This is a genomic window from Pigmentiphaga litoralis, assembly GCF_014651835.1.
GTDB lineage: Bacteria > Pseudomonadota > Gammaproteobacteria > Burkholderiales > Burkholderiaceae_B > Pigmentiphaga > Pigmentiphaga litoralis.
Map to the genome: position 1 here is coordinate 1037714 of NZ_BMXQ01000001.1, position 12509 is coordinate 1050222.

Annotated in this window: 12 protein-coding genes; 8 read left to right on the top strand and 4 right to left on the bottom strand. The window is 65.0% G+C overall.

Annotated elements, in window-relative coordinates; translation table 11 throughout:
• Positions 1–106: 106 nt before the first annotated feature.
• The gene (locus IE116_RS04530) at positions 107–733 is read right to left on the bottom strand and encodes a class I SAM-dependent methyltransferase (protein WP_189610150.1); all 627 of its coding nucleotides are present in this window, start codon (positions 731–733) and stop codon (positions 107–109) included.
• A 182-nt stretch (positions 734–915) separates the two neighbouring features.
• Between IE116_RS04530 and IE116_RS04535 the strand changes: the two genes are divergently transcribed.
• The 5 genes from IE116_RS04535 (at position 916) to IE116_RS04555 (ending at position 5401) form a co-directional block, all read left to right on the top strand.
• Complete coding sequence (locus tag IE116_RS04535) at positions 916–1701, top strand: transporter substrate-binding domain-containing protein (protein WP_189610152.1); 786 nt, start codon at positions 916–918, stop codon at positions 1699–1701.
• A gap of 87 nt (positions 1702–1788) precedes the next feature.
• Positions 1789–2451, top strand: a complete 663-nt coding sequence (locus IE116_RS04540) for an amino acid ABC transporter permease (RefSeq protein WP_189610153.1) — start codon at positions 1789–1791, stop codon at positions 2449–2451.
• Between the two features lie 9 nt (positions 2452–2460).
• Positions 2461–3114, top strand: a complete 654-nt coding sequence (locus IE116_RS04545) for an amino acid ABC transporter permease (RefSeq protein ID WP_189610154.1) — start codon at positions 2461–2463, stop codon at positions 3112–3114.
• Positions 3101–3883, top strand: a complete 783-nt coding sequence (locus IE116_RS04550) for an amino acid ABC transporter ATP-binding protein (protein WP_189610156.1) — start codon at positions 3101–3103, stop codon at positions 3881–3883. The genes IE116_RS04545 and IE116_RS04550 overlap by 14 nt, the downstream gene beginning before the upstream one ends.
• Positions 3884–4096: 213 nt before the next feature.
• Complete coding sequence (locus IE116_RS04555; RefSeq protein ID WP_189610158.1) at positions 4097–5401, top strand: PQQ-dependent sugar dehydrogenase; 1305 nt, start codon at positions 4097–4099, stop codon at positions 5399–5401.
• Positions 5402–5461: 60 nt separating this feature from the next.
• On the opposite strand, the gene IE116_RS04560 is transcribed toward IE116_RS04555, so the two are convergent.
• Together IE116_RS04560 and IE116_RS04565 are read right to left on the bottom strand one after the other, a co-directional pair.
• Complete coding sequence (locus IE116_RS04560; protein WP_189610160.1) at positions 5462–5992, bottom strand: chromate transporter; 531 nt, start codon at positions 5990–5992, stop codon at positions 5462–5464.
• Positions 5989–6570: a chromate transporter gene (locus IE116_RS04565; protein ID WP_189610162.1), complete on the bottom strand. Its 582-nt coding sequence runs from the start codon at positions 6568–6570 to the stop codon at positions 5989–5991. The genes IE116_RS04560 and IE116_RS04565 overlap by 4 nt, the downstream gene beginning before the upstream one ends.
• 102 nt (positions 6571–6672) lie before the next feature.
• Between IE116_RS04565 and IE116_RS04570 the strand changes: the two genes are divergently transcribed.
• The 3 genes from IE116_RS04570 (at position 6673) to IE116_RS04580 (ending at position 10472) form a co-directional block, all read left to right on the top strand.
• Positions 6673–7560, top strand: coding sequence for a transcriptional regulator GcvA (locus IE116_RS04570; RefSeq protein ID WP_189610164.1), 888 nt, complete (start codon positions 6673–6675; stop codon positions 7558–7560).
• A 202-nt stretch (positions 7561–7762) separates the two neighbouring features.
• The gene (locus tag IE116_RS04575; protein WP_189610166.1) at positions 7763–8176 is read left to right on the top strand and encodes a hypothetical protein; all 414 of its coding nucleotides are present in this window, start codon (positions 7763–7765) and stop codon (positions 8174–8176) included.
• A gap of 127 nt (positions 8177–8303) precedes the next feature.
• Positions 8304–10472, top strand: a complete 2169-nt coding sequence (locus tag IE116_RS04580) for a TonB-dependent receptor (protein WP_189610175.1) — start codon at positions 8304–8306, stop codon at positions 10470–10472.
• Between the two features lie 14 nt (positions 10473–10486).
• Here IE116_RS04580 and IE116_RS04585 read toward each other — a convergent pair whose 3' ends face one another.
• Positions 10487–12295 (bottom strand): tannase/feruloyl esterase family alpha/beta hydrolase, encoded by a 1809-nt coding sequence (locus IE116_RS04585; protein ID WP_189610177.1) that lies wholly within the window; start codon positions 12293–12295, stop codon positions 10487–10489.
• Positions 12296–12509: the final 214 nt, after the last annotated feature.

The following is a 12509-nucleotide window of genomic DNA, read 5'->3' on the forward strand; positions in this document are numbered from 1 at the left end:
TCTCGATACACGCCGGGGAGCCCGCCGACGAAGGGACGATTGTACATGAGGGTATCGTCCTAACGGTGGATAACGCCACACTTGCGGGCATGGGCGCGACATGTCATCAGCATGCGCGCCACACACTGGCCAGCCAGGGCTGCTGCTCAAGCGGCAGGCCGGCCGGACGATAGTAATGATCGATCTCGGTAAAGCCGGCGGCGGTCATCAGCGACTGCCAGCGTTCCAGGTCATGGTAGGCGCCATACCGTCCACGATTCCACCCTTCTTCATTGTTGCCGCGGGGATTGGAGGTAAACAGCACCCCGCGTGGCCTGAGCGCCTTGCGCAGGTCGGTCAGCACGCGCGGCAGCTCCTGGCTCGGCACGTGGAACAACACGGCATTGGCGAAGATGCCGTCGAAGCGCGCCGCCGGCAGGTCGAGCGCCAGCAGGTCCTGATGCCAGACCTCGCACCCCGAATCGGTGCGCGCCATGGTCACGAACTCCGGCGTGCCATCCAGACCGACCGCGCGATGCCCCAGGGCGGTGAATGTGCGCAGGTCACGGCCGGGTCCGCATCCGACATCCAGGATGTCGAACGGCGGCTGGCCTTCGATGGCCGAGAGCAAGGCGTGGATGTTCTGCGAGACGTCGTGATCCCGCGTCCCTTCGCGGAACGGCTCGGCCGACCCGCTGTAGTGCGCGATCGTCCGTGCGGCGATGGTGGCCAGTTCTTCGGGTGCCAGGGGCATGGTCGGACTCCGTATGTCAGTTAAAGCAATGGTAGACGGTCACGCTGCGACGCACCGTCGTGGGGCAGATCCGGCAGCGTGCATCCGCCTGGGCGCACCAGAACCAGGCGAAAAGGGAGCGTTCAGCATGGCACAGCGCTTGCTTGGAAAGGTTTGGTTTCATTTATTGGACGATCTCCGCCATGAAGTTTTTCTCGCTCCTGACCAGCCTTTCCGCTGCCGCCCTGCTCGTCCACGCTCCGGCCCACGCGCAAGCTGCCCTAGACAATGTAATGAGCAAGAAGGTCATCCACATTGCCGTGCCGACCGACTACCCCCCTTACGGTTATGTCGGCCCGGACCTGAAACCCATCGGCCTGGATGTCGAGATGGCTACCCTGATCGCGCAGAAGCTGGGCGTCAAGCTCGACCTCGTGCCGGTCACCAGCGCCAACCGCATTCCCTACCTGCAGACCAAGAAAGCTGACCTGGTGATTTCGACGCTGGGCAAGAACGCCGAACGCGAAAAGGTGATCGACTTCACGGCGGCTTATTCGCCCTTCTTCCAGGCCGTGTTTGGTCCCAAGAGCATTACCGTCAAGACCCCGGCCGACCTGGTCGGCAAGACCGTTGCCGTGACGCGCGGCGCGATGGAAGACCAGGAACTGACGAAGCTGGCGCCGGCGGGCGTCGACATCAAGCGCTTCGAAGACAACAACGTGACGGCATCGGCCTACGTGGCCGGCCAGACGCAACTGGTGGCGATCGGCGCCGCGGTGGCGGGCACCATCATGCAGAAGAATCCGCAGACCAACACCGAATACAAGCTGTTGATCAAGGACTCGCCCAACTTCATCGGCATTGCCAAGGGTGAAGACAAGCTGCGCGCCAAGGTGAACGAGATCATTCTGGCCGCCAAGGCCGATGGCACCATCGACAAGATGTCGCAAAAGTGGCTGGGCCGCCCGGCTGGCACCCTGCCGGAATAAGGCGCTCGCTCCTCCCCCCGCTCGACCTTGCCGGACGCCACGGGCGTCCGGCCCCATCTTTTCATCGAGCCGCTTCGGGGCTTTTCCATGAACATAACTTTTGATTTTGCCGCGGTGCTCGTGGACTGGCGGCTGTTGCTGCTCGGCACCCTGATGACGATCAAGCTCACCGCGATCGCCACCGTGCTGGGCGGACTGGTCGGCGTCAGCGCTGCGTGGGCGCGGTCGCAAGGCCCGGCGTGGCTGCGGCCACTGGTCGGCGCCTATGTGGAACTGGTCCGTAACACGCCGTTCATCGTGCAGCTGTTCTTCATCTTTTTCGGCCTGCCGGCGCTCGGACTCAAGCTGTCCGCAGAAATGGCCAGCATCATCGCCATGACGCTGAACCTGGGGGCGTATTCGACCGAAATCGTGCGTGCCGGCATCGAGTCGACGCCGCGTGGCCAGATCGAAGCCGCGCAGAGCCTGGCCATGAATCGCTGGCAGATTTTCACGCGGGTGGTGATGCCGCCTGCGCTGTCGCGGGTGTGGCCGGCGCTGGTCAGCCAGATCATCATCGTGATGCTGGGATCGGCCGTGTGCGGACAGATCTCGACCGAAGAATTGTCCTTGGTCGCCAACCTGATCCAGAGCCGCAACTTCCGCGCGTTCGAGGCCTTCATCATCGCGACCGCGATCTACCTTGTGCTGTCCATCGTGCTGCGCCGGCTGCTGAACTGGTTCGGCCCGCGCTTTCTGTTCAACCGCTAAGGACACCCCGTGGTCGAATTTTCATTGTGGGACATTGTGCGCAATCTGCTGCTGGCGGTGCGCTGGACCGTGGTCCTGTCCGTCATCGCCTTCATTGGCGGCGGCATCCTGGGCATGGTGTTGCTGGTGCTGCGGCTGGCCAAGGTGCCCGGCGCCCAGCGCGGCGTCGCGCTGTTTGTGCAGATCTTTCAGGGTACGCCGCTGCTGATGCAACTGTTCCTGGCCTATTTCGGCATTGCGCTGTTTGGTGTCGATACCTCGGCCTGGACGGCGGCCGCCCTGGCGCTGACCTTGCATGCCTCGGCGTATCTGACCGAGATCTGGCGCGGCTGCGTCAACGCCATTCCCAAAGGCCAATGGGAGGCATCCAGCAGCCTGGCCATGAATCTGAAGGAACAACTGCTGCACATCATCCTGCCGCAGGCCGGCCGTATTGCCATCGCGCCCACGGTCGGCTTCATGGTGCAGGTCGTGAAAGGCACGGCGCTGGCATCGGTGATCGGTTTCATCGAACTGACCAAGGCCGGGTCAATGATCGCAAACGCCACCTTCAAGCCCTTCCTGGTCTTCAGTTGCGTCGGCCTGATGTACTTCTGCCTCTGCTATCCCATCTCGGCCTGGAGCCGCCGACTGGAAAGGAAATTGAATCATGCCAACCGTTAACCCCGTGGCCCCGGCGGCCACCCCCAACGCGCCCTATGCCCTGGTCGACATTCGCGGACTGCGCAAGCGCTTTGGCAGCAACGAAGTCCTGAAGGGCATCGACCTGCAGATCGGCCGCCGCGAAGTCGTCTGCATCATCGGCAAGAGCGGTTCAGGCAAAAGCACCCTGCTTCGCTGCATCAACGGGCTGGAAGTGTTCCAGGAAGGCAGCCTGGCCGTGGACGGGCAGCCGCTCAAGCACAACGACACGCAGGCCATGCGTGAACTGCGTCAGCAGGTCGGCATGGTGTTCCAGAACTTCAACCTTTTTCCGCACCTGACGGCCGGACAGAACGTGATGCTGGCGCCGTCACTGGTCAAACGCCTGCCCAGGACGCCGGGGGAAGAACGTGCCCGCAAGTTGCTGGCGCGAGTCGGCCTGGCCGAGAAGTTCGATGCCTATCCCGACCAGTTGTCGGGCGGACAGCAGCAGCGGGTGGCCATTGCGCGCGCCCTGGCGATGGAGCCGGCGGTGCTGCTGTGCGATGAAATCACGTCGGCGCTGGACCCTGAACTGGTGGGCGAAGTACTGCAGGTGGTGGAGTCACTCGCCGCCGATGGCATGACGCTGATCATGGTCACGCACGAAATGAACTTTGCCCGCAAGGTGAGCGATCGCGTCATGTTCATGCACCAGGGGAAGGTGCACGAATCGGGTGCGCCCGCCGACCTGTTCGGCAATCCGCAGACGCCCGAGCTCAAGCAGTTCCTGTCGTCGCTGCATACTTGATCCGCCCTCCTGGCCTGGCCCCGGCTGCCATGCGGCACGCGGCGGCCAGGCCGGCGCCAGGTGCGATCAGGCGCCTGGCTGCGCTGCTGCCGGCAGTGTCGAGCAACATCTCTTGCAAAATCGCGTGACCTGCTTGCCCCGATAGTGCCTAGACTGGGCTTAGCCCGTTCCGGCCGCCTGGCGTCTGCCCCGGCATCTTTCGAGGAAGCCTTCATGTTTGCACCCAAGATTCTTGTCACCTCCCTGATGCTGGCCAGCCTGGCGGCCTGCGGCGATATGGCGCGGCTGCAGGTGTCGGACGGCTATGGCGCCAACCCGCAGTTGCCGGCGCCGAACAAGACGCTGATGCCGACGGTGAACATTGCCAAGGCAGTGGGCTGGCCCGACGGGGCCAGGCCCCAACCTGCGGCCGGCACGACGGTCAACGCCTTTGCCGACAAGCTGGACCATCCGCGCTGGGTGTATTTGCTGCCAAACGGCGACGTGCTGGTGGCCGAGACCAACGGCCCCGAAAAGAAGCCATCCGGCATCCGTGCCTGGGTGCAGAGCAAGGTGATGGCTCGGGCTGGCGCGAAAGTGCCCAGCGCCAATCGCATTACGCTGCTGCGCGATACCGACGGCGACGGCGTGGCCGATCAACGCAGCGTGTTCTTGCAAGGCCTGTTCTCGCCTTTCGGCATGGCCCTGGTCGGCAACACCTTCTATGTCGCCAATGCCGATGCCGTGATGCGCTTTCCGTATCAGGCAGGCGCGACTTCGATCACGGCGCCGGGCGTCAAGGTGACGGATCTGCCAGGGGGCCTGAATCACCACTGGACCAAGAACCTGATCGCATCCAAGGACGGCAGAAAGCTGTACGCCACCGTGGGATCGAACAGCAACGTGGGCGAAAACGGCATGGACATCGAGGAAGGCCGCGCAGCCATCTGGGAGATCGACGTGGCCAGCGGCCAGAAACGTCTGTTCGCCTCGGGCCTGCGCAATCCCAATGGCATGGCCTGGGCGCCTGGCACGAATGTGCTGTGGACCGCGGTGAACGAGCGCGACGAAATCGGCAGCGACCTGGTCCCCGATTACCTGACGTCGGTGCAGGATGGCGCGTTCTATGGCTGGCCCTACAGCTACTTTGGCGCGAACGTGGACGAGCGTGTCCAGCCGCCCCGCCCCGACCTGGTGGCCAAGGCCAGGGTGCCCGACTACGCGCTGGGGCCCCACACCGCGTCGCTGGGATTGGCCACGTCGACCGGCACGTCCTTGCCCGACACCTTCAAGGAAGGCATGTTCATCGGCCAGCACGGGTCCTGGAACCGCAAGCCGTTCAGTGGCTACAAGGTCATTTTTGTGCCGTTCTCGGGCGGCAAGCCCGCGGGTGCGCCAGTGGATGTGCTGACGGGCTTCCTGAGCGACAAGGAAGAAGCCCAGGGCCGTCCGGTGGGGGTGGCGCTGGACAAGCAGGGTGGGCTGCTGGTGGCGGACGATGTCGGGAATGTGATCTGGCGGGTGACCGCGACGAAGTAAGGGCTCCGCGGCCCTATCCCTTGAAGGGATGTGCGTGCTCCCCTGGAAGGGACGGGCGTCCTACCCCTGACCAATGCCTGTCAGCCCCACCAGCGCCCCGGCAGCCAGCAGCCACAGGGGATGCAGGCGCAGCCTGAAGCCCGCGATGGCGACCACCGCCGTGATCACCGCCAGCATCCATTCATGCGCCGTCGCCATGGTGATCAGCGCCGCGCTGGCCGCCACCAGGCCCACCGTCATGGGCACCAGGGCGGCCTGGACCTTGACCCGCCAGGGCTTGTCCTTGAACCGTTCCCACGCGTGCAGGGCCAGGCCCGTCACGATGGATGACGGGCCAAACTTGGCCAGCGTGGTGACCAGCACGCCGGGCCAGCCGGCCACGTGCCAGCCCACCAGCGTCACCACCATCATGTTCGGGCCGGGCGCGGCTTGCGCCAGCGCAAACATGGCGCTGAATTCCTGCGCCGACATCCACTGGTGCACCTCGACCACCTGGCGCTGCATCTCGGGCAGGATGGTGTTGCCGCCGCCAAAGGCCAGCAAGGACAGCTGCGTGAAGATGATCGCGAGCGAGACGAGCACGGGGGTCATCGCGCGGCCCGCCAGGTCACGGCCAGGCTGAGGGGAATCAGCACTGCCATGGTCGGCAACAGCGGCAGCCGGAATACCGCGATCGCAACAAAGAACAGACAGGCTATGAAGATGGCGAGCGGCTTGCTGCGAATCGGCACCGCGATCTTGAGGGCGGTGGAAATCAGCAGCCCCGCGGCGGCGGCGGCAAGTCCCGCAAACATGTGCTGCAGATGCGGGCCGTTGAAACGCGTATAGATCGAGCCCAGGGCGATGACCACCGCCGAGGGCGCGGCAATGATGGCGAACAACGATGCCATCGCGCCCCGGGGTCCGTGGAACTTCATGCCAATGGCCACGGCCAGGTTCAGGATGTTGCCGCCCGGCAGGAATTGACAGAGGCCCAGCAGGTCGGTGAACTCCGCGTCGGTCAGCCAGTGCTTCTTTTCGACCACCAGCCGGTGCGCCAGGGGCAGCACCCCGCCAAAACCGATCATGCCCAGACCGAGGAACCCCAGGAACAGATCCATGACGGTGGGCGTCACGGTCACTTCGGTGGATGGAGAGGGAGCAGCAGCGGGCAAGGTCGGCGCAAGCATCGGAACGTCATCACAGGGTCATCAGGTTGTGGATGGTAGACGCTTGCGGAAGCGGACCAAATCGATTTTTATACCGCTGCTATGTGATCTACACTCACAAGCATGCAACGCAAACTTCCTCCCTTGCAGGCGCTTAGAGTGTTCGAATGCGCTGCGCGCCACGAACACTTCACGCTCGCGGCCGAGGAGCTGCACGTCACGCATGGCGCCGTGAGCCGACAGGTGGCGGTGCTGGAAGACTGGTTGGGCGTCCGGGTATTCCATCGGCGTGGCAAGCGCGTCCAGCTCACAGATGACGGCCGTCGTTACCTGGTTACCGTGCAGGCCGCGTTCGACAGTGTGGCCGCCGCCAGTGCCCGGCTGGCGGAGTCTGGCACCGTGCGCACCTTGCGGATCAATGCGCTGGCCACCTTTGCCATGCGGTGGCTGCTGCCCCGGCTCAGCCGCTTCCAGCGCCTGTACCCCGCCGTCGAACTGAAGCTGGCAACTTCCAACACGGCGCTGACCGATGCCAGCGAAGTGTTCGACGTGGCCGTGCGCCGTGGCCCTGGCCACTGGGCCAACTGCGACAGCCGTGAATTCATGCAGGAGACGGAAGTGCCGGTCTGCAGTCCGGCATTGATGGAGCAGTCGCCGATCCGTGAACCCGCCGACCTGCGCCACCACACCCTGCTGCATTCCGACACCCGGCCCGATGCCTGGCAGAAATGGCTGGTGTCGGCCGGGCTGTCGCCGCAGGCCTTCGGCAAACGGCAGTTTTTCGATCACTATTACCTGGCCCTGCAGGCAGCGGCTGACGGACTGGGGGTGGCATTGGGTCCCCTGCCCCTGATTCTTGACGAAATCGACAGCGGGCGGCTGGTGGTCGCGCTGCGCAAGCCCGATGTGCCGGCGCGCAGCTATTGGTGGATCGTGCCTCGGCAGCATGCCACGCAGCCGCTGGTGCGGGACTTCTGCAAGTGGCTGGAAGACGAAGCGCGGCGCGACTGAACGCAGACGGCTCGCTTGTATTGCTTGCAACTCCGTTGCACAATGGCCGCCGACCGTGCGCCGCGTGGCGCCGCCCTGAAATCCCATGTTGCTGAAAGGAGTCGATACGATGTGGCAAGCCCTTGCCCGCTGCGTACGACCTGGCATGGGACAGCGGCATGCCGGCCGGACACGGGACGGCCGCAGACCGGCTTTTGGCTGGATGGCAGTTGCCCTGCTGGTGCTGGTCATGCAGACGGCTGGCCTGGCGCACCGTATCCAGCATGGCGATGCCGCCATCCCTGGATTGGCAGCGGCCTTGGCGATGGGCGCGGGGCAGGCTGGCGCGGCCAACCCCGATGCCATCGGCGGCCGGGAGGCCTTCACTCCAGCCTCGACCCCAGCCTCTCCTGCATTGCCAGACGGCCCCCTGGCGTCCCACTTCGGCCATTCCTGTGTGCTGTTCGACGGCGATTCGCTGTTCGTGGGCGGCACCTGTCTTCCCCCTTCCCTGACGCCCTTGCGCGTCACCCAGCTCGCACCGCGATCCTTCGCCGCGCTGCCGGTCGATCTGGCGCCCCTGCGCGCCTTCCGTTCGCGCGCCCCACCGCGCGGCGAGATCGTCGTCCTGGTTTGAGCTGTGTCGGTGGCGCGTCGCCGCCGACGTCGATTTCTGTCCGGGAACCCCTGCGCGCGGCCGTCCCATCGCAAGACGATGGCGTCTTCAAGACGCGCGCAGGTTCCGGCACACCTTCAAGCATCTTATGAACGTTTCCCTGATCTCTCGTCGCGCCCGCCGCGCGCCCCATGCCGTCGCCCGCCTGACCCCGCTGGCTGCGGCAGTGGCCCTGCTGTGCCTGCCGTACGCTACCCAGGCGCAGACCCGGACCGCCGCCCCTGCCGGCGCCGGTTCGACCGCCGCGGCCGCACCTGCCACGCCGGCCGCATCCGCGGTCACCCTGCGCGGCATCGTCGTCACCGGCAATCCGCTGGGCAGCGATCTGAATGACATGGTCAGCCCGGTATCGACGCTCGAAGGCGATGAACTGACCATTCGCCGCGCCAGTACGCTTGGCGAAACGCTGAACGATCTGCCTGGCGTGTCATCCAGCTATTTCGGCCCGAACGCCAGCCGCCCGGTCATTCGCGGGCTGGACGGCGATCGCATCCGTATTCTGCAGAACGGCGGCACGTCGCTGGATGCATCCGCGCTGTCGTATGACCATGCCTTGCCCATTGACCCGCTGGCCGTCGACCGCGTCGAAGTCGTGCGCGGCCCGGCGGCGCTGCTGTACGGTGGCACCGCCATTGGCGGGGTCGTCAACGTCATTACCAATCGCATCCCCAAAGAGCCGATCCATGGCGTGCATGGCGCGGTCGACGCGCGCGCCGGCGGCGCCGATGCCGAGCGCGGCGGCAGCGCCATGGTCGAAGCCGGCAACGGGCAGTTTGCGGTGCACGCCGACGCCTTCGATCGCCACACCAGCAATCTGCACATCCCCGGCTTTGCGCGCAGCGAACGGCTGCGCAACGCCAACCCCCTGCCCGATGGCGAAACCGAAGCCAAGGGCCGCCTGCCCAACAGCAGCGCGCGCCAGCAAGGCGGATCAGTGGGCGGCGCCTACACCTGGGCGGACGGCTACCTGGGCGCGAGCTACACGGGCTATCGCAGCAACTACGGCACCGTGGCCGAAGAAGACGTGCGCATCGACATGAAGCAGGACAACCTGGCCCTGGAAGGCGAGGCCCGCAATCTGGGTTGGGGCATTTTCGAAACGGTGCGCAGCAAGATCAACTTCTCGGACTACGAGCACAAGGAAATCGAGAACGGCGAGGTGGGCACCACCTTCAAGAACCGGGGCTGGGATGCGCGCTTCGAAGCGCAGCACCGGCCCATCGGCAAAATGCGGGGCGTGATCGGCGCGGAATTTGGCCAGAAGAAGTTTTCGGCCCTGGGCGAAGAAGCTTTCGTGCCCTCTACCGAGACCGACAACGCCGGCCTGTTCATCCTGGAAGAGCTGCCCCTGACCACAAGCGAAGACCTGAAGCTGAGCCTGGGCGGCCGCATGGACCACACGCGCATCAAGGCCAAGTCGGGCGACAACGAACGCTTTACCGATGCCAGCCGCAGCTTCAACACGGGCAGCGCCTCGGCCGGGCTCGTGTACAAGCTCAACCCGGCGTATAGCCTGACGTCCAACCTCGCTTATACCGAACGCGCCCCGACCTTCTACGAACTGTTCGCCAACGGCCCGCACCTGGCCACCGGCTCGTATGAAATCGGCGATCCGGGCGCCAAGAAGGAAAAGGCCACGTCGCTGGATCTGGGCATGCGCTTTGGTCAAGGCACCAGCACGGCGAACGTGTCGGCCTACTACAGCCGCTTTGCGAACTATCTGGCACTGGGCACCACGGGTGTGCTGCGGGATGAAGAAGGCGCCGTGGTCGGCGCCGACGGACTGCCCGAATACCGCTATGCCGGCGTGCCCGCCGTCCTGTACGGCATCGAAGCCGAGGGCAAGACCCGCGTCGGCCAGCAACTGCTGACGGGCGCCGACACCCTGGATGTGTCCCTGCGCGGCGACGTGGTGCGTGGCAAGAACCGCGACACGGGTGAAGCGCTCCCGCGCCTGGCCCCGTGGCGCCTGGGCGCATCGCTGATCTATGGATCGGGACCCTGGGGCGCCCGTGCGGACGTGTCCTACGTCGCGCGCCAGACGCATGTGCCGGTGGCCGACACCGCTACCGACAGCTACACCCTGCTCGGTGCGTCCTTCAGCTATCGCTTCAAGTTTTCGGGCCTGAGCTCGCTGGCCTATGTCAGGCTCGACAATCTGACCAACGAGACGGCGCGCACGGCAACGTCGGTGTTGCGCGATATCGCGCCGCTCGGGGGGCGCAGCGTGAAGGTCGGCCTGCGCACGACCTTCTGATCAGGCTGGCCTGATCACGAGCAGGTATAGCTCGCAGCCGCCGTGACCGATCCGCTGGTGTATGTCGCCTTCAGCGGGTATACGCACAGTGGCCGCGAACTGGCAACCGGCGCCGTCGTCGTGACCGTGCTGGCGATATCCAGCCGGCCCGGCGCCGCGCCCTTCTCTACCCAATCGGTCACGAGCTGGTAGAGCTGGCCCGCGGTCGGCAGCGGCACCACTGCGGCCGTGTTGGCCGTGCCATTCCCCAACCCGTGTGTCATGCCCGGCACCAGATAGAAACGATAGAAATTCTGGATCGCCGGGATGCCGCCCATCTGCGTCGCCACGCGGTTGTAGTAGTTGATCGAGCCTTGCGGCGGGATCAGCACATCGGCCATGCCGTGATACATCACCATCTTGGCGCCCCGGTCGCGCAGGCGCGACAGATCCGGATTGTCGGTATTGATGTTGGCAAATGACGTCTGCAATGCCAGCCCCTTGTCGCCTGCTGCGGCCAGGTCCGCGTAGGTCAGTTGCCGCCAGCGGTTCGCACCATTGGCCTTGGCGTTGATGAACACAGGCTGGGCGATCGTGGCGTCCTGCGATTCCAATGCAACGACGTCGGTGCTGATCGGGAAGGGATTGGCGCCCGCCAGTGCGTTCAGGTCCGTGCCGCGTGTGAGGCCATACCAGCGCTGATTGCCGGTCGGCGATACGGCAAAGCCATTGTCCGCCGCAGGAATCGGCACCGATCCATCATTGGTCTGGCCATACCAGATCTTGTTGATGGCCGTGGCTTGCACCGTGCTGACGCAGCTTGCCGTAGCGTTCGTGCCGCCACTGGCTGCGCACAGGACGGCGGTGTCCTTGGTCGGATCGTAGGTGCATAGTGACGGATCCGGGATATAGCCCAGATGCTGTCCACCGACGACATCGCATGCGTTGATGGCGGCGTTGGACACGAGGCCCAACTGGGCACTGGTCAGGTTCACACCCGCCAGATCGCGCTGCTGCACCACTTGTGGATAGAGTTCGGCGGTAATGAAGCGCGTCCAGTTGAACGCGGGCGCACCGGCCAGAATCCCGTCATAGTCTTCCGGGTACACCTGGGCCAACTTGTGTCCCTGCCGGCCACCCGTCGAAAAGCCGTCGAAATAGGCGTAACGCTGCGCGCGCCCGTAGTACGCCAGGGTCAAGGCCTTGGTTTTGACGGTCATCTCGCGCAGCGACCGCTGCGAGAAATCATTCCACAACGCCGTGTTGATGGACCCGTCAGGCAGCATCGCGAACGATCCGCCATTGGTCGTGTTGGCGTGACCCGTATCGGTCGTGGCGGATACCGCACCTTCCACACCGGCCACCTCGGCAGGCGTGACCAGGCCGTTGCGCGACGTGCCGGCCAACGCCGTCAATGAGGTATGCACGCCGCCTTGCCAACCGCCCCCGCCCAGCACGTGCAGCCGGTTGTTCCAGGCCGTTGGCGCGGGCAGCCATACCTCGATCCCGATGCCGGGCGAGGTCGATGGCGCATCGGCCGGGCCGGGATTGCCTGGGCCGACCAGCAGCTTGACCACACAGAGATCGGCTGCGGCGGTTGGTGTGGTTGCGCTGGCGGTGCCCAACGTCAGCGCGTCGCCCTTCTTGTAGGCGCGCACCAGCAAGACACTGGTGTTGGCGTCCGGCTTGAAGGCCGCCTTCATGGTGTCGTTGCACGCCAACGCGGCAGGCGTCGGCGTGCCGCTGTCGTCATTGTCGTCGCTGCCGCAGCCGGCCAGGGTGCCGGCCACGGCAGCGGCCAGCAGCCATCCGGCGTGTCGTTGGCGCAGGAAAAAACGGGTCATGGGGGTGTCTCCTCGGGTGGGAACGTGCCCGTCTGTGCGGGCAACGGGTCGACGCGCGTGGACGCGCCGTCCAATCTGCGACATGAACGATGTTGCATGATTATGTCGGCAGTGCATTCTGCGCCTGTTTCAAAGGTCGTCGCAGCTAGGGACTTCTACCAGGAAGGCGATGCGGCCGGCCGCCTGCCGAGTCACGCGGCATTGAGCAACATGC

Bases quoted from the DNA above. Each gene is read 5' to 3' on its own strand.
- IE116_RS04530 (WP_189610150.1), bottom strand. From the start codon at position 733: ATGCCCCTGGCACCCGAAGAACTGGCCACCATCGCCGCACGGACGATC.
- IE116_RS04585 (WP_189610177.1), bottom strand. From the start codon at position 12,295: ATGACCCGTTTTTTCCTGCGCCAACGACACGCCGGATGGCTGCTGGCC.
- IE116_RS04560 (WP_189610160.1), bottom strand. From the start codon at position 5,992: ATGACCCCCGTGCTCGTCTCGCTCGCGATCATCTTCACGCAGCTGTCC.
- IE116_RS04570 (WP_189610164.1), top strand. From the start codon at position 6,673: ATGCAACGCAAACTTCCTCCCTTGCAGGCGCTTAGAGTGTTCGAATGC.
- IE116_RS04535 (WP_189610152.1), top strand. From the start codon at position 916: ATGAAGTTTTTCTCGCTCCTGACCAGCCTTTCCGCTGCCGCCCTGCTC.
- IE116_RS04575 (WP_189610166.1), top strand. From the start codon at position 7,763: ATGGCAGTTGCCCTGCTGGTGCTGGTCATGCAGACGGCTGGCCTGGCG.
- IE116_RS04540 (WP_189610153.1), top strand. From the start codon at position 1,789: ATGAACATAACTTTTGATTTTGCCGCGGTGCTCGTGGACTGGCGGCTG.
- IE116_RS04580 (WP_189610175.1), top strand. From the start codon at position 8,304: ATGAACGTTTCCCTGATCTCTCGTCGCGCCCGCCGCGCGCCCCATGCC.
- IE116_RS04555 (WP_189610158.1), top strand. From the start codon at position 4,097: ATGTTTGCACCCAAGATTCTTGTCACCTCCCTGATGCTGGCCAGCCTG.
- IE116_RS04565 (WP_189610162.1), bottom strand. From the start codon at position 6,570: ATGCTTGCGCCGACCTTGCCCGCTGCTGCTCCCTCTCCATCCACCGAA.
- IE116_RS04550 (WP_189610156.1), top strand. From the start codon at position 3,101: ATGCCAACCGTTAACCCCGTGGCCCCGGCGGCCACCCCCAACGCGCCC.